Origin of the sequence: Fulvimonas soli (assembly GCF_003148905.1) — a bacterium.
GTDB lineage: Bacteria > Pseudomonadota > Gammaproteobacteria > Xanthomonadales > Rhodanobacteraceae > Fulvimonas > Fulvimonas soli.
This window is the reverse complement of the sequence record NZ_QGHC01000003.1, coordinates 171429-187249: the sequence shown is the minus strand read 5'-3', so window position 1 is coordinate 187249 and position 15821 is coordinate 171429. Positions and strand designations below refer to the sequence as shown.

Below are 15821 nucleotides of genomic sequence, written 5' to 3'. Positions count from 1 at the left end.
CCTTTCCCACCAACGCATCCCGCACGGAGTGTCCGCATGAACCGCCATCTCAAGCGCCTGGCGAGCCTGGCCGCCGTCCTCGTCGCCCACCTCGCCGCGGCGCAGGCAGCGCCCGTGCTGCCGCCGGCGCCGGCCGCCGCGGCCTCGGCGCCCGCCCCGGCGCCCGCCGGCACCCCCGCCGCGGCGCCGGCGCTGACGGCCGAGGACCTGTCGTCCTTCCTCGACGGCCTGGTGCCCTTCGCGCTCCGGCGCAGCGACATCGCCGGCGGCGTGATCGTGGTGGTCAAGGACGGCGGCGTGCTGTTCGCCCGCGGCTACGGCTACGCCGACCTGGAGCGCCGCACGCCGGTGTCGCCGGAGAGCACGCTGTTCCGTCCCGGCTCGACCTCCAAGCTGTTCACCTGGACCGCGGTGATGCAGCAGGTGGAGCAGGGCAGGCTGGACCTGGACCGCGACGTCAACGGCTACCTCGACTTCGGGATTCCGCCCTACCAGGGCAAGCCCGTCACCCTGCGCCAGCTGATGACGCACACCGCCGGCTTCGAGGAGGCCGCGCGCGGCCTGCTGCCGGCCAGGATCGAGGAGGTGGGGCTGGAGCGCTACCTGAAGGAGCACGTCCCCGCGCGCATCTTCCCGCCGGGCGACGTGGTGGCCTATTCCAACTACGGCTGCGGCCTGGCCGGCTACATCGTGCAGCGCGTCTCCGGCGAGCGCTTCGAGGACTACGTGCAGCGCCACATCCTGCAGCCGCTGGGCATGCGCCACTCGACCTTCGCGCAGCCCTTGCCGCCGGAGCTGGCGCCGCTGCTGGCGAAGGGCTACAAGACCGCCTCGGACGGCAAGCCGCAGCCGTTCGAGCTGGTCAACCCGGCGCCGGCCGGCGCGATGAGCGCGTCGGCGCTGGACATGGCGCGCTTCATGATCGCCCAGCTGCAGGGCGGCCGCTACGGCGACGCGCGCATCCTGCAGCCGGCCACGGCGGAGCTGATGCACAGCCGGCAGTACACGCCGGCGCCGGGCCTGCCCGGCTTCGACCTGGGCTTCTACCAGGAGGACCGCAACGGCCTGCGCATCATCGGCCACGGCGGCGACACCATCGTCTTCCACAGCGACCTGCACCTGCTGCTGGACAAGGACGTGGGCGTCTTCATGTCGTTCAACAGCGCCGGCCGCCCCGACGCGGGCGGGGCGGAGATGGTGCGCACGGCGATCTTCCACGCCTTCCTCGACCGCTACTTCCCGTACCAGGAGCCCGCGCCGCCGGCGCTGCCGACGGCGAAGGCCGACGCCGCGCGGGTGGCGGGCTGGTACGAGGTCAGCCGCCGCAACGAGAGCGCGATGCGCGTGATCTACCTGCTGAACCAGGTCAACGTCGCGCCGCAGCCGGATGGCACCCTGGTCGTGCCGATGCTCACCGACTACGCGGGCCAGCCGCTGCACTGGCGCGAGACCGGCCCGCTGCAGTACCGGGAGACCGACGGCCGCAACCGGCTCAGCTTCGTCACCGGCACCGACGGCGGCATCCGCCACTGGGCCACCGACTACATCCCCGGCGTCGAGGTGTTCCAGCGCGTGCCCGCCTACCGCAGCCTGGGCTCGGTGCTCTGGCTGGGCGGTGCGAGCGTGCTGGTGGTGCTGGCGGCGCTGCTCGTCTGGCTCGGCGGCCGGCTGCTGCGCCGCCGCTACCGCGCAACGCTGGAGCTGCCGCCGCGCCTGCGCCGCACGCGCCTGCTGTCGCGGCTCGGCGCGCTGGCGCTGTTCGCCGACCTGCTCGGCTGGGTGGTGCTGATCGCCGTCATATCCGCCGACGAGAACGTGCTGCTGCAGGGCGCGGCGGTGCCGTGGCTGTACGTGCTCTACGTGCTGGGCGTGGTCGCGTTGCTCGGCGCGCTGGCCGTCGTCGTGCACGCGGTGCGCGGCTGGCAGGTCGGGTCGCGCAGCGTGCGGGTGCGGCTGGGCGAGACGCTGCTCGCGCTTGCCGTGCTGTACCTGGCCTGGTTCATCGTGGCGTTCGGGCTGGTCAGCTTCAGCGCGCGCTTCTGAGGCGGAGGACGACCGTGACGAACCATGGAAGCGGGCCGCTGGAGCTGGACGCGCGCATCGAGACCCTGCCGCTGACCGAGCCGTTCCACATCACCGGCTACACCTTCGTCGATTGCCGGATGCTGGTGGTCGAGCTGCGCGACGGCGCGCTGGCCGGCCACGGCGAGGGGCTCGGCGTGTACTACCGGCACGACACGCCCGACACGATGCTGCGGCAGGTGGAGGCGCTGCGCGGCGCGATCGAGGCGGGCGTCACGCGCGGGCAGCTGCTGCGGCTGCTGCCGCCCGGCGGCGCGCGCAACGCGGTGGACTGCGCGCTGTGGGACCTGGAGGCCAAGCGCAACGGCAAGCCGGTCTGGCAACTGGCCGGGCTGCCGCCGCCGCGGCCGCTGCCGACCACCTTCACCCTGGGCGCCGACGAGCCGGCGGCGATGGCCGCCGCGGCGCGCCGGCTCGACGGCGCGCGCACGCTCAAGCTCAAGCTGACCGGCGACCGCCGCAACGCCGAGCGCGTGCGTGCCGTGCGCGCGGTCTGCCCGGACGCATGGATGATGGTGGACGCCAACCAGGGCTTCACCCGCGAGACGTTCGCGGAGACGCTGCCGGCGCTGGTCGAGGCCGGCGTCGCGGTGGTGGAGCAGCCCTTCCCGGTCGGCCGCGAGGACTGGCTGGACGGGCTCGACTGCCCCATCCCGCTCGCCGCGGACGAGAGCGTGCAGGACAGCGCCGACCTGCCGAAGGTGGCCGGCCGCGTGCGCATCGTCAACATCAAGCTGGACAAGTGCGGCGGCCTCACCGCAGCCTTGGCGCTGGCGGAGGAGGCGCGCCGGATGGGCTTCGAACTGATGGTCGGCAACATGGGCGGGTCGTCGTGGTCGATGGGGCCGGCCTTCGCCCTCGGCGCGCTGTGCGCGGTGGTGGACCTGGACGGGCCGCTGTACATGCGCGGCGACCGCTCGCCCGCGGTGAGCTACCGGGACGGCCGCATCTGGTGCCCGGACGCCGTCTGGGGCGGCCCGGCCATGTCCGCCGCATGATCGCGGCGCCCGCGCCCGCCGCGGGCCCGCCGCCGCGCGGGCGCGACTGGTTCGGCCATCCGCCGGGGCTGAGCATCCTGTTCCTCACCGAAATGTGGGAGATGTTCTCCTTCTTCGGCATGCGCGCGCTGCTGGTCTACTACATGACCCTGCGGCTGGACATCCGCCAGGACCACGCCTCGCTGATCTACGGCGCCTACGCGGCCTTCGTCTACTTCACCCCGGTGTTCGGCGGCATGGCGGCCGACCGCTGGCTGGGCAAGCGCCGCGCGGTGCTGCTCGGCGGCGCGACGATGGCGCTGGGCCACTTCATGATGGCGTCCGAGCCGCTGTTCTATCCCGCACTGGCCACCATCGCGCTGGGCAACGGCCTGTTCCTGCCCAGCCTGGCCAGCCAGATCGAGGGCCTGTACCGGCACGGCGACCCGCGCAGCAAGAGCGCGTACAGCGTCTACTACGTCGGCGTGAACCTGGGCGCGTTCCTGGCGCCGCTGGTGTGCGGCACGCTGGGCGAGGCGCTGGGCTGGCACTGGGGCTTCGCCGCCGCCGGCATCGGCATGCTGGCCTCGCTGGTCATCTACGTGGCCGGCGGCCGCCACCTGCCGCCGGAGCCGGCGCGCGCCGGCGCGGCGCCCGCGCCGCGGCCGCCGGTGGACCGCGCGGTGCTCGGGCGCTTCGCCTTCCTGCTGGGCGTGGCGGCGATCGTGGTGGTGTTCCGCGGCGCCTACGAGCAGGTCGGCAACACCATCGCGCTGTGGGCGGAGGAGGGCGTGGACCGCCACGTCACCGCGGGCTGGAGCATCCCGATGACCTGGTTCCAGGCGCTCGACTCGCTGGTGGTGTTCACCGCCACGCCGCTGCTGGTCGCGCGCTGGACGCGCCTGGCCCGGCGCGGCGTGGAGACGCCGTGGCTGCACAAGATGGCCTTCGGCGCCGCCGTGGTGGGCCTGTCCTACCTGCTGCTGGCCGGCGTGTCGGCCTGGTCCGAGGCGCATGGCGCGCGCGCGAACTGGGCCTGGCTGGTCGGCTGGTTCGTGCTGATGACGCTGGGCGAGCTGTACATCCTGCCGGTGGGGCTGGGCCTGTTCGGCCGCATGGCGCCGGCGGGCTTGCGCGCCACCAGCATCGCCGCCTGGTTCTTCGCCGGCTTCTTCGGCAACCTGCTGGCCGGCGCGCTGGGCACGCTGTGGCGGCCGCTGCCGCACGCCTGGTTCTTCGCGCTGGTCGGCGGCGTGGCCGGCCTCGCCGCGGCGCTTCTGTATATGCTTGGGCTGCGCATGGGCCGGGTGGAAGGCCGCGAGGAAGCGGCCGCGGCGGCCGTGCTTTCCCGATGAACGGACGACGATGACCACGGAACTGCAGAAAAAGCTCAAGGACCGCTGGAAAAGCTTCACCGCCTCCGAGCAGAAGATCGCCACCTACCTGCTGCACAACATCCGCGAGCTGCCCTTCGAGACGGCGGCGTCGCTGGGCAAGCGGGTGGGGGTGAGCCCGATGACGGTGGGGCGCTTCCTGCGCAACCTGGGCTACGACGGCGTGGGCGAGCTCAAGGAGGAGCTGCGCGGCGGCGCGGCGTGGCGGCATCTCTACCGGGAGGTCGAGGTGCCGCAGGACACCGACGCCATCGCCTCCCACCTGCAGACGGAAATGCGCGCGCTGACCGGCGTGCACGCGCTGGCCGGCGGCAAGGAGTGGGCGCCCATCGTGAAGCTGCTGGCCTCGGCCGACCGCGTGTCGGTGGCGAGCTTCCAGCAGGGCGCCTTCCTCGGCCTGGGCCTGGCCACGATGCTGCAGCAGATCCGCCCGCACGTGGCGTTCCACTCGGGCGCCGACGGCGCCTACGTGGACATGCTGCTGGACTCGACGCGCAGGAGCTGCGTGGTGCTGATCGACATGCGCCGCTACTTCCGGCTGTTCCGCACCCTGGCCGAGGAAGTCGTCGCGCGCGGCATCCCGCTGGTGATGATCACCGACACCGACTGCTACTGGGCGCGCGAGCTGACCCCGCACGTGCTGATGGTGCACGCCGAGCGCGCCTGGCACGGCTTCAGCGCCTACACCAGCCTGTTCAGCCTGCTGGTGACGGCGATCGCCCAGGAGAAGGGCAACTTCATGGACCGGCTCGGCGACATCAACCAGCTGCGGCAGAAGCTGGTGGGCTACCTCGGCGCGGCGCCGGGCCGCGGCGAGCCCGCCGCGCCGGACCGCGCGGGAGCGCGCACGGCCGGCGCGGCGGGGAGGCGGGGCAAGCCACGGCGGTAAGGGCCGCTGCCCGGCACTCACGCCCCTCGTCGATGCAGGGCGTCGATGCGACCCCGCGGAGACTCAGGGCTTGCCGCCCCGCCGCAGCAGCGCCAGCACCTCGTGGCACGCGCCCATGGTGTGGTAGTCCACCTTGCCCGCCGGGCTCTTCTCGTCGCCGTACTTGCGGTTGTCGCGGGTGAGGATGCGGTACCAGGCGCCGTAGCGGTGGTCGATCATGTGGTTCCAGGCATAGGTCCACAGCCGCACGTACCAGTCGTCGTAGGCGGCCTCGCCGGTGCGCTCGTGCAGCAGGGCGGCGGCGGCGAGGGATTCGGCCTGCACCCAGAAGTACTTGTCGTCGTCGCAGACCTTGCCGTCGGGGTCGAAGCCGTAGCACAGGCCGTCGTACTCGGTGTCCCAGGCGCGCGCGACGGCGGTGTCGAACAGGTGGCGCGCGGTGGGCAGCAGCCAGTCGGGCGCGGGGCGGCCGGCTTCGCGCAGCTCGCGCTCCAGGATCAGCAGCAGCTTGGCCCACTCGGTCTGGTGGCCGGGCTGGAAGCCCCAGGGACGGAACAGGTGCTTGGGATCGTCCCTGTGGTAGTCCCAGTCCACGTTCCACTGCGCGTCGTAGTGCTCCCACACCAGGCCGCCGGCCTTGGCGGCCTGGCGGCGGGTCATGTGGTCGGCCAGGATCAGCGCGCGGTCGAGGTAGCGCGCCTCGCCGCTGGCCTGCCAGGCGGCCAGCATGGCCTCGCACATGTGCATGTTGGCGTTCTGCCCGCGGTAGGGGCTGAACTGCCAGTGCGCGTCGGCCTCGTCGCGGTACAGGCCGGCGTCGGCGTCCCAGTAGCGGCGCTCCAGCAGCTCCCAGGTCTCGTCCATCCACGCGGCGGTGTCGATGCCGGCCTTGCGCGCGGTGGCGCAGGCGAGCAGCACGAAGGCGACGCCGTAGGCGTGGTTGGTGCGGTCCTCGGGGCGGCCGTCGCGGATGGTCCAGGCGTAGCCGCCGGTCTCGGCGTCGCGGTGGACCTCGCGCAGGTAGCGCAGGCCGTGGCGGGCCATCGCCAGGTACGGCTCGGCGCCGAACTCGATCGCCGCCATCGCGTAGTTGTAGACGAAGCGCGTGCTGCTCACCAGGTGGCGGTGGCCGGCATCGTAGACCGTGCCGTCGTCCCTGAAGTACTGGAAGAAGCCGCCGGCCGGGTCCAGCGCGTGCGGCTGGTAGAAGGCCAGGGTCTGGGCGATGTGCGCGCGCAGGAAGTCGGCGCTGCGGAAGTCGGGCAGGGGAGGAACGGGAGCGGTCATGCGCGGGAGTCCATGAAGGCCAGCACCTCGGCCTCGTCCGGCATGGCCGAGAACGAGCCCTGGCGGGTGACGGTGAGCGCGCCGCAGGCGGCGGCGAAGCGCAGGGTGGCGTGCAGGCGCGGCAGCATGCCGACCAGGCCGTCGAGGCGGCCGCCGTCGCCGTCCAGCTCGGCCAGGCGCAGCAGCAGGCCGCCGACGAAGGCGTCGCCGGCGGCGGTGCTGTCCACCATCGGCACCGGGTACACCGGCAGCTCGCCCTCGGCGTCGGGGTGGAACCAGCGGATCGGCTGCGCGCCGTCGGTGACCACCAGCAGGCGCGGCCGCCCGCCCCACAGGCGCGCGATCGCGGCCTCCTCGCCGTCCACCGCGAGCCAGGCCAGCTCCTCGGCGCTCAGCTTCACCACGTCGGCCAGGTGCAGCGCGGGCCAGACCAGCGGGCGCGCGTCGAGGTTCTTCGGCCACAGCGCGGGGCGCAGGTTGAGATCCATGCTGACCAGCGCGCCGGCGGCGTGCGCGCGGCGCATGCCCTCCAGCGTGGCGGCGGCCAGCTCGGGGTCGGTGAGGCTGTTGGAGCACACGTGGAACACCGCCGCCGCGCGGAAGCTCTCGTCCCTGAAGTGCTGCGGGCGGAACAGCAGGTCCGCCGAGGGCGGCCGGTAGAAGCTGAAGCTGCGTTCGCCGTGCGCGTCGCGCGCGACGAAGGCCAGCGCGGTGTTGGCCTCGCCGGTGCGCACCACCGCGGCGGTGTCCACGCCGGCGCGGCGCAGGCTGTCGAGCAGGAAGTCGCCGAACACGTCGGTGCCGAGCATGCCGGCGAAGGCGGCGCGGCCGCCCAGCCGGGCCACCGCCACCGCCACGTTGGCCGGCGCGCCGCCGGCGAAGGGCACGTAGCTGGCGGGGAAGCCGTGGGCATCGCGGCCCTCGCCGTGGAAGTCGATCAGTGCTTCGCCGAAGCACAGGATGTTGCGTGGCATTCCGGTTCCTTAGGGCCTGTTCGTGCGCTCAGCGCGTGAGCGACGGCGCTTCCACGACGCGCGAGCCGCGCAGGCCGTAGAACACGATGTAGGCGTAGCACAGCGCCGGCAGGAAGAAGGCGTGCTGCACGCCGATGCGGTCGGCCAGCAGCCCCTGCAACTGCGGCACCACCGCGCCGCCGACGATGGCCATGATCAGCAGGCTCGACGCCTTCTCGGTGAGCGGCCCCAGCCGTTCGATGCCGAGCGTGAAGATGGTGGGGAACATGATCGAGTTGAACAGGCCGATCGCCACGATCGCCCAGGTGGCGGTCGTGCCGCCAGTGCTCATGGTCACGGCCAGCAGCAGGATGTTGATCCCGGCGAACAGCGCCAGCAGCGCGCGCGGCGAGTAGCGCGTCATCAGCCAGGAGCCGGCGAAGCGGCCGACCATGGCGCCGAGCCAGTAGTAGGAGACGTAGCTGGCCGCCTGCTGCTCGCTCATGTGGCCGATCTGCGGCTCGGACAGGTAGTTGACCATGAAGCTGCCGATCGACACCTCCGCGCCCACGTAGCAGAAGATGCCGACCACGCCGAACAGCACGTGCGGATGGCGCAGCGCGTCGAGCAGGGTGTGGCGCTCGCGGTCGGTCTGGCCGATGGTTTCCGCCAGCGCGGGCAGGCGGAACAGCCACACCAGCACGGCCAGCGCGAACAGCACGATGGCCAGGCCCAGGTACGGCCCCTGCACGGTGTGCGCCTCCTGCGCGCGGTAGGCGAGCTGCTCGGCCGGCGGCAGCTGGGCGACCTCGGTGGCGCTCTTGACCACGGTGGAGAGGATCAGCAGGCCGCCGAAGTGCGGCGCCAGGAAGGTGCCGAAGGAGTTCAGCGCCTGCGCCAGGGTGAGCCGGCTGGAGCTGGTGCGCTCGGGGCCGAGCAGCGCCACGTAGGGGTTGGCCGCCACCTGCAGCACGGTGATGCCGGTGGCGAGCACGAACAGCGCGCCGAGGAAGGCGGGATAGGAGTGCAGCCCCGCCGCCGGCCAGAAGCCGGCCGCGCCGAGGCCTGCGATGGCCAGCCCCACCACGATGCCGAGCTTGTAGCCCAGCCGGCCCACCATCCAGCCGGCCGGCAGCGACATCAGGAAATAGGTGCCGAAGAAGGTGAACTGCACCAGCATCGCGCGCGCGTAGTTCAGCTCGAACACCGCCTTCAGGTGCGGGATCAGGATGTCGTTGAGGCAGGTGAGGAAGCCCCACATGAAGAAGATCGTGGTGACCACGCCCAGCGCCAGCGGGTAGTCGGTGTAGCGCCCGGAGGCGGCCCGCGGCTGCGGGGAGGCGGTGGAGGCGGGCGGTGCGGCGAAGGCCATGCGGGATTCCCCTGGTCGGTGGGCGGTCGTGTGGCGGGTCAGCGGTCGGACGGCGGCGGGCTGCTCTCGCGCACCACCAGCCGCACCGGCGCGACCACCGTCTGCGCCGGCGCCTGCGGGTCGTGCAGGCGCGCCAGCAGCAGCTCGGCGGCCTGGCGGCCGCGCTCGCGCGGCGCGGTGGCCAGCGTGGTCAGCGGCGGCGTGCTGAAGGCGGACTCGGCGATGTCGTCGAAGCCGGTGACGGCGAAGTCGCGGCCGGGTCGCAGGCCGCGCTGGTGCAGGCCCAGCAGCAGGCCCAGCGCGACCGCGTCGTTGTAGCAGACGGCGGCGGTCGGCGCGGGCGCGCGCGCGAACAGGCGCTCGGTCTGCCGCGCGGCGTCCAGGCGCGTGGGCGCGGTCTCGACGCGCCAGTGCGCCGCCTCCTTCGCCCCGGCCGCGCGCAGCGCGTCGCGGTAGCCGGCGTAGCGCTGCTGCGCCGAGCTGGAATCGCCGTGGCCGCCGAAGAAGGCGATGCGCCGGTGGCCCTGCGCGAGCAGGTGCTCGGTGGCCAGCCGCGCGCCGGTGCGGTTGTCCAGCAGCAGGCGGTCCCAGTGCGCGTCCTGGGCCCCGGCCTCCTCCAGCTCGCGGTTGAACAGCAGCAGCGGCACCTGCGCGCCGACCGCGGCCAGCACTTCCGGCGCGGTGCTGCCCTCGGCCGGCGAGAGGATGATGCCGCCCGGGCCGTGCTCCACCAGCGAGCCGAGCACGGCCTGCTGGCGCGTGCGCGACTCGCCGCTGTTGCCGAGCAGGGTGACGTAGCCGGCCGTGCCCAGCGCCTCGTCCACGCCGGCGGCGAACTCGGCGAAGAACGGGTTGGCCAGGTCGTTGAGCACCAGCGCGATGGACGAGGAGGTGCGCCGGCGCAGGTTGGCGGCCGAGCGGTTGTAGACGTAGTTCTGCCGGCGCAGCTCCGCCTCCACCCGCTCGCGCGTGCGCGCGTTGACCAGCGGGCTGCCGCGCAGCACCAGCGACACGGTGGCGCGCGACACGCCGCAGCCGGCGGCGATGTCGGACAGGGTCACCTTGCGGGTGGTGGGCGGGCTGGCGCTCAAGGCGGCTCGTCGGCGTTGGATCGTTTCAAATGTAGCGGTTGCGGCGCACGCGGCCAATCGCGCAGCGCAGCATGCGCCGGTGGCGGCGCAATGCTAGCGTACCGGCATTTGTCACGATCTAAATCCCAAGGAGCCGCCATGGCCGTGCGTACCCGTTCCATCCGTCGTTCCCTCGGTGCGCTGGCGGTGGCGCTCGCGCTGGCCGGCGGCGCGCGGGCCGCCGGGCATGCCGGCGAGGTCGACCCGCGCATCGGCACCGGCGGCGACGGCCACACCTTCCCGGGGGCCACGGTGCCGTTCGGGATGATCCAGCTCTCGCCCGACACGGCGATGCCGGACTTCAAGCACGCCTACAAGTGGGCGGCCGGCTACCAGTACGGCGACCCGACCATCCTGGGCTTCTCGCACACGCACTTCTCCGGCTCCGGCCACTCGGACCTGGGCGACGTGCTGGTGATGCCGGTGGCCGGCGAGGCGAAGCTGGAGCCGGGCGAGGCGGACAAGCCCGGCAGCGGCTACCGCTCGCGCTTCAGCCACGCCAGCGAGGTGGCGCGGGCCGGCTACTACGCGGTGACGCTGGAGGACTACGGCGTGCGCGCCGAGCTCACCGCCGGCCGGCGCGTGGGCTGGCACCGCTACACCTTCCCGGCCGGCAAGGACGCGCACGTGCTGCTGGACCTGCGCCCGAGCATCTACGACTACCCCGGCAAGGTGCTGTGGGCTTCCCTGCGCGTGCATGCCGACGGCACCGTCACCGGCTGCCGCACCACGCGCGGCTGGGCGCCGGGGCGCGAGCTGTGCTTCGCCATGCGCTTCTCGCAGCCGATGGTCTCGCGCGAGCTGTACGACCGCGAGAGCGACGCGCCCTACAAGGGCTTCAGGGGGCCGGGCAACCAGCCGCAGGACCGCGACGCGCAGAACGGCCGCGCGCTGCTCGGCGTGTTCGACTTCGGCGCGCTCAAGCAGCCGCTGGTCGCCAAGGTGGCGATCTCCACGGTGAGCGAGGCCAACGCCGTGGCCAACCTCGACGCCGACGGCCGGGGCTTCGACTTCGACGCGCGCCGCGCCGAGGCCACCGCGGCGTGGAACAAGGCGCTGGCGTCGATCGACGTGGACGCGCCGGCGACGCAGCGCACGCAGTTCTACACCGCGCTCTACCACGCCATGCTCTCGCCCACGCTGTCGATGGACAGCAACGGCGAGTACCGCGGCCCGGACCACCAGGTGCACAAGGCCGACGGCTTCTCGTTCTACTCGACGTGGTCGCTGTGGGACGTCTACCGCGCGCAGCAGCCGCTGATGGTGCTGCTGCGGCCCGACCTCAGCAGCGACTTCGTGAACTCGCTGGTCGCCGCGCGCGAGGCCAGCCCGTTCGGCATCCTGCCGGTGTGGGCGTACCAGGGCCTGGAGACCTGGTGCATGATCGGCTATCACGCCGTGCCGGTGATCGCCGACGCCTACGTCAAGGGCGTGCGCGGCTTCGACGCCGGGCGCGCGCTGGAGGCGATGGTCGCCAGCGCCACCTACGGGCCCTACGGCGACCTGGCCGACTACATGAAGCTGGGCTACGTGCCGATCGACAAGGAGCCCGAGGGCGCCTCCAAGACGCTGGAGTACGCCTACGACGACTGGTCGCTGGCGCAGATGGCCAAGGCGATGGGGCAGACCAAGACCGCCGCCGAGTTCGAGCGGCGCGCCGGCAACTGGAAGAACGCCTGGGACGCGGCGACCGGCTTCATGCGCGCGCGCAAGAGCGACGGCAAGTTCCGCGAGCCGTTCGATCCCGCCGCCGCCGGCTACGGCAGCGACTACACCGAGGGCAACGCCTTCCAGTACTCCTGGTACGTGCCGCAGGACGTGGCCGGGCTGATCGGCGCGATGGGCGGCGACGCGCGCTTCGTGCAGAAGCTCGACGCGGTTTTCGACGCCAGGGTCGACCCGGCGCACTTCAAGAACGTGGAGGACATCACCGGCCTGATCGGCTGGTACGCGCACGGCAACGAGCCCAGCCACCACCTGGCCTACCTGTACGACTACGCCGGCGCGGCGTGGAAGACGCAGGAGCGCCTGAAGCGGATCATGGACAGCCAGTACGCGCCGCGCCCGGACGGCCTGGCCGGCAACGACGACCTGGGCCAGATGTCGGCGTGGTACGTGTTCACCGCGCTGGGCTTCTACCCGGTGGCGCCGGGCAGCGACCAGTACGCGATCGGCCGCCCGTTCCTGCCGCGCGCGGTGCTGCACCTGGCCGGCGGCAGAACCTTCACCGTCACCGCCGCGCCGCTGGACGACGCGCATCCCTACGTGGGCAGCGTGACGCTCGACGGCAAGCCGCTGGACCGCGTGTACCTGCGCCACGGCGAGATCGTGCAGGGCGGCGAATTGCACTTCACCATGCAGGCGCAGCCGAACCGCGAATGGGGGAGGGCGGCGCAGGCGCGGCCGTTGTCGATGAGCGCGTATCCCTGAGGCAAGAGCGGCCCCTCACCCCGGCCCTCTCCCCGGAGGGGAGAGGGAGCCAGCGCTTAGAGGGAGTCAAAGCGCGCTTGTTCGAGCCTGCGACGAACGCCACGCCCTGCTTCCTCTCCCCTCCGGGGAGAGGATCGAGGTGAGGGGCGGGCTCGCGGTGGCGCTTCGTCCGGGCCGGGTTTTCTTTTCGACGGGAAGGAAGACCGGGGCAAGAGCGGCCCCTCACCCCAGCCCTCTCCCGGGAGGGGAGAGGGAGCAAGGGCGCCTACTCCTGGCCGTCTTCGCCGTCCGCGCCTTCGTCGGCGGCGCCGCCCGCCTCGTCGCCCAGCTCCTTGAGCAGCTGGAAGATCTCCCGGTACGCCCGGGGCGGCCTGTTCGGCGCTTCCTTCTCGATCCGCGCCTGGCGCACCAGCGCGCGCAGGCGCTGGCGGTCGACGCCGGGATGCTGCGCGATCAGTTCGCCGACCGCCGCATCGTCGGCGAGCAGGCGCTCGCGCAGCGCCTCCAGCCGGTGCATCGCGGCGGTCTCCTGGCGCTGGCGCTCGCGGTTCTCGCCCAGCGCGGCGCGCACCGGGTCGAAGGTCGCGCTGTCGTAGCGGCGCATCAGCTTGGCGAGGAAGCCGAGCTGGCGCTTGCGCGCGATGTGCGAGGTGATGCGGCGCACGTTGGCCACCTCGGCGCGCACGTCGTCGGGCAGCTCCAGCTTGGCCAGCCGGGCCGGCGCCAGCTCGACCAGCTGGCCGGCCAGCGCCAGCACGGCCAGCGCCTCGCGCCGCTGCTGGGTGCGGGTGGGGCCGTAGTCGGTGTCGTCGAGTTCGGTCTGGTTGCGGCTGCGGCTCGGGCTCACGATGTCGGTTCCGTAAGGGCTGAAGGCCAGGTGCGCGGCCCGTCGGGCGATTCGGCCTGCTCCAGCGCGAAGCGGGGGATCGGTTCGCCGTCCATCTCGACGGTCTCGGCGAACATCGCCGCCGGGCGCACCCACAGGCCGTGCTCGCCGTACAGCGCCTGGTACACCACCAGCTCCTCCAGCGTCTCGCTGTGGCGGGCGGTGCCCAGCACGCGGTAGCGCTGGCCCTTGTAGTGGCGGTAGATGCCGGCGACGGTGGTCATGGCGCGCTCCGCGTCTGTCCTGAAGGCTTTGCATTCGGCCGCGACGGCCCCATCTGGGGATGATCGCGCGGCGTGGACCGTGCATTCTACCCGCCCGCCATCCGAGGACAGCTTTCGTGAGCGCCATTGCCGACCGCCAGGACCACAGCCTGCAGGAACTCGACCGCCTGGCCGAACTCGCCGGGGAGGTGATCCGCCGCGCCCGCGCCGCCGGCGCCAGCGAGGCCGAGGTGGCCGCCAGCATCGACACCGGCCTCAACGTGAACGTGCGGCTGGGCGAGGTGGAGACGGTGGAGCACACCCGCGACCGCGGCTTCGGCCTCACCGTCTACTTCGGCCGGCGCAAGGGCTCGGCCAGCACCGCCGACCTCAACCCCGAGTCGATCCAGGCCACGCTCGACCAGGCCTGCGCGATCGCGCGCTACACCGAGGAGGACCCGGCCGCCGGCCTGGCCGACCCGGCGCGCATGGCCACCGACTTCCCCGACCTCGACCTGTGGCACCCGTGGGCCATCGACACCGCGCAGGCCATCGCGCTGGGCCAGCGGATCGAGGCGGCCGGCCGCGCGCACGCGGGCATCACCAACTCCGAGGGCGCCAGCGTGCAGGCGGGCGAGAGCCTGTCGGTGTACGCCAACTCGCACGGCTTCGTCGGGCGCGAGCGCGGCACGCGGCACTCGCTGTCGCTGTCGCTGATCGCCGGCGAGGGCGAGCGCATGCAGCGCGACTACTGGTACGACAGCGTGCGTGCCCCCGGCGACTTCATGGGCGCGCAGGCGCTGGGCGACAAGGCCGCCGAGCGCACGCTGGCACGGCTGGACGCGCGCGGCCTGTCCACCCGCGAGTGCCCGGTGCTGTTCGCGCCGGAGATCGCGCGCGGGCTGGTCGGCCACCTGGTGGGCGCGGTCAGCGGCGGCGCGCTGTACCGCCGCGCCAGCTTCCTGCTCGACCATGCCGGCAAGGCCGTCATGCCGCCCTGGCTGAACATCGTGGAGCGGCCGTTCCTGCGGCGCGGCCACGGCTCCGGCGCGTTCGACGCGGAAGGCGTGGCGACGCGCGACAGCGCGCTGGTCGAGGGCGGCGTGCTGGCGCGCTACGTGCTGGGCAGCTACTCGGCGCGCAAGCTGGGCCTGGAGAGCACCGGCAACGCCGGCGGCATCCACAACCTGGTGGTGGAGCCGGGCTCGGCCGAGGGCACGGCGGAGGACTTCGCCGGCATGCTGCGCCGCCTGGGCACCGGCCTGCTGGTGACCGAGGTGATGGGACAGGGCGTCAACACGCTCACCGGCGACTACTCGCGCGGCGCGGCGGGCTTCTGGGTGGAGAACGGCGCGATCGCCTACCCGGTGGAGGAGATCACCATTGCGGCCAACCTGCGCGACATGTTCGCCGGCATCCGCGCGGTGGGGGCGGACGTCGACCCGCGCTCGGCGATCCTCACCGGCTCGATCCTGGTGGGGCGGATGACGGTGGCGGGCGAGTAGGTCAGGCATCGGGCGTCGCGGCCGGAGGCCGCTCCCGCAAGGCCTGTCGCGGCCCTGTGGGAGCGGCCTCCGGCCGCGATCCCGGACCCCCGGCCAGGGCCCGCGCCGCCCAGCGGCCGCTTCACGCCGGCGCCACGCGAAAAACCCACCGCGGCTTGCTAGCATCGGCGCGCACCCGGCGCTGGCCGGCGATCCACGATGGAGGAGTTGCCCATGAGCGTTCCGCCCGAGTCCGTCACCCCGCCACCGCCGCCGCCCGACGACGTGCCGCCGCCCCCGGCGGACGGCATGCCCTCGCACGAGGAGCGCCAGTGGGCGCTGTTCGCCCACCTCTCCGCGCTGCTCGGCTGCCTGGTCACCGGCCACTTCTTCGGCGTGGGCTGCTTCCTGGGGCCGCTGATCATCTGGCTGGTGAAGAAGGACAGCATGCCCTTCGTCGACGACCAGGCCAAGGAGGCGCTGAACTTCAACATCACCCTGGCGATCATCGGCCTGGTGCTGGTGGTGGTCACCGTGCTCACGCTGGGCATCGGCATCTTCGTCACCGCGCCGATCGGCATCATCGTCGGCATCGCCGCGCTGGTGTTCATCATCATCGCGGCGATCAAGGCGAACGAGGGCGAGCGCTACCGCTATCCGTTCGCGCTCAGGCTGATCAAGTAGCCCGCCGGGGACGCGGAACGGAAGAGGCGGCCCGCGGGGCCGCCTTTTTC

13 protein-coding genes are annotated in these 15821 nt (G+C 72.7%); 7 read left to right on the top strand and 6 right to left on the bottom strand.

Features of this window, described 5'->3' with window-relative positions:
• Nucleotides 1–36: 36 nt before the first annotated feature.
• Genes C7456_RS04805 through C7456_RS04790 form a run of 4 tightly spaced genes read left to right on the top strand, consistent with a single transcriptional unit; the run spans nucleotide 37 to nucleotide 5342 of the window.
• Nucleotides 37–2043 (top strand): serine hydrolase domain-containing protein, encoded by a 2007-nt coding sequence (locus C7456_RS04805; protein WP_109722629.1) that lies wholly within the window; start codon nucleotides 37–39, stop codon nucleotides 2041–2043.
• Nucleotides 2044–2057: 14 nt separating this feature from the next.
• On the top strand, nucleotides 2058–3080 hold the full coding sequence (locus C7456_RS04800) for a dipeptide epimerase (RefSeq protein WP_245889770.1): 1023 nt from the start codon (nucleotides 2058–2060) through the stop codon (nucleotides 3078–3080).
• Nucleotides 3077–4414 carry a peptide MFS transporter gene (locus C7456_RS04795; protein WP_109722628.1) on the top strand — a complete coding sequence of 446 codons (1338 nt, stop codon included), beginning with the start codon at nucleotides 3077–3079 and terminating at the stop codon, nucleotides 4412–4414. The genes C7456_RS04800 and C7456_RS04795 overlap by 4 nt, the downstream gene beginning before the upstream one ends.
• Before the next feature lie 10 nt (nucleotides 4415–4424).
• A complete protein-coding gene (locus tag C7456_RS04790) occupies nucleotides 4425–5342 on the top strand; it encodes a MurR/RpiR family transcriptional regulator (RefSeq protein ID WP_109722627.1) in 918 nt (305 codons plus the stop codon).
• A gap of 63 nt (nucleotides 5343–5405) precedes the next feature.
• Here the strand turns inward: C7456_RS04790 and C7456_RS04785 are convergent, their stop codons facing one another.
• Genes C7456_RS04785 through C7456_RS04770 form a run of 4 tightly spaced genes read right to left on the bottom strand, consistent with a single transcriptional unit; the run spans nucleotide 5406 to nucleotide 10066 of the window.
• A complete protein-coding gene (locus tag C7456_RS04785) occupies nucleotides 5406–6629 on the bottom strand; it encodes an AGE family epimerase/isomerase (RefSeq protein ID WP_109722626.1) in 1224 nt (407 codons plus the stop codon).
• Complete coding sequence (locus C7456_RS04780; protein ID WP_109722625.1) at nucleotides 6626–7603, bottom strand: carbohydrate kinase family protein; 978 nt, start codon at nucleotides 7601–7603, stop codon at nucleotides 6626–6628. Before C7456_RS04780 ends, C7456_RS04785 begins: the two co-directional genes overlap by 4 nt.
• A gap of 28 nt (nucleotides 7604–7631) precedes the next feature.
• Nucleotides 7632–8954, bottom strand: coding sequence for an L-fucose:H+ symporter permease (gene fucP / locus C7456_RS04775; RefSeq protein ID WP_109722624.1), 1323 nt, complete (start codon nucleotides 8952–8954; stop codon nucleotides 7632–7634).
• A 38-nt stretch (nucleotides 8955–8992) separates the two neighbouring features.
• Nucleotides 8993–10066, bottom strand: coding sequence for a LacI family DNA-binding transcriptional regulator (locus tag C7456_RS04770; protein WP_425454621.1), 1074 nt, complete (start codon nucleotides 10064–10066; stop codon nucleotides 8993–8995).
• A gap of 117 nt (nucleotides 10067–10183) precedes the next feature.
• On the opposite strand from C7456_RS04770, the gene C7456_RS04765 reads away from it, so the two are divergent.
• Complete coding sequence (locus tag C7456_RS04765) at nucleotides 10184–12514, top strand: GH92 family glycosyl hydrolase (RefSeq protein ID WP_109722622.1); 2331 nt, start codon at nucleotides 10184–10186, stop codon at nucleotides 12512–12514.
• Between the two features lie 265 nt (nucleotides 12515–12779).
• Here C7456_RS04765 and yjgA read toward each other — a convergent pair whose 3' ends face one another.
• Both yjgA and C7456_RS04755 read right to left on the bottom strand, forming a co-directional pair.
• Nucleotides 12780–13361 (bottom strand): ribosome biogenesis factor YjgA, encoded by a 582-nt coding sequence (yjgA, locus tag C7456_RS04760; protein WP_109722621.1) that lies wholly within the window; start codon nucleotides 13359–13361, stop codon nucleotides 12780–12782.
• A complete protein-coding gene (locus C7456_RS04755; protein ID WP_109722620.1) occupies nucleotides 13358–13624 on the bottom strand; it encodes a DUF1653 domain-containing protein in 267 nt (88 codons plus the stop codon). Before C7456_RS04755 ends, yjgA begins: the two co-directional genes overlap by 4 nt.
• Before the next feature lie 116 nt (nucleotides 13625–13740).
• Between C7456_RS04755 and pmbA the strand changes: the two genes are divergently transcribed.
• Nucleotides 13741–15108, top strand: coding sequence for a metalloprotease PmbA (pmbA, locus tag C7456_RS04750; RefSeq protein WP_109722619.1), 1368 nt, complete (start codon nucleotides 13741–13743; stop codon nucleotides 15106–15108).
• 213 nt (nucleotides 15109–15321) lie between these two features.
• The gene (locus tag C7456_RS04745; protein WP_109722618.1) at nucleotides 15322–15771 is read left to right on the top strand and encodes a DUF4870 domain-containing protein; all 450 of its coding nucleotides are present in this window, start codon (nucleotides 15322–15324) and stop codon (nucleotides 15769–15771) included.
• Nucleotides 15772–15821: the final 50 nt, after the last annotated feature.

Coding starts and splice junctions, on each gene's coding strand:
- C7456_RS04755 (WP_109722620.1), bottom strand. CDS start 13,624: ATGACCACCGTCGCCGGCATCTACCGCCACTACAAGGGCCAGCGCTAC.
- C7456_RS04785 (WP_109722626.1), bottom strand. CDS start 6,629: ATGACCGCTCCCGTTCCTCCCCTGCCCGACTTCCGCAGCGCCGACTTC.
- C7456_RS04780 (WP_109722625.1), bottom strand. CDS start 7,603: ATGCCACGCAACATCCTGTGCTTCGGCGAAGCACTGATCGACTTCCAC.
- C7456_RS04805 (WP_109722629.1), top strand. CDS start 37: ATGAACCGCCATCTCAAGCGCCTGGCGAGCCTGGCCGCCGTCCTCGTC.
- C7456_RS04790 (WP_109722627.1), top strand. CDS start 4,425: ATGACCACGGAACTGCAGAAAAAGCTCAAGGACCGCTGGAAAAGCTTC.
- C7456_RS04745 (WP_109722618.1), top strand. CDS start 15,322: ATGAGCGTTCCGCCCGAGTCCGTCACCCCGCCACCGCCGCCGCCCGAC.
- fucP (WP_109722624.1), bottom strand. CDS start 8,954: ATGGCCTTCGCCGCACCGCCCGCCTCCACCGCCTCCCCGCAGCCGCGG.
- C7456_RS04765 (WP_109722622.1), top strand. CDS start 10,184: ATGGCCGTGCGTACCCGTTCCATCCGTCGTTCCCTCGGTGCGCTGGCG.
- C7456_RS04795 (WP_109722628.1), top strand. CDS start 3,077: ATGATCGCGGCGCCCGCGCCCGCCGCGGGCCCGCCGCCGCGCGGGCGC.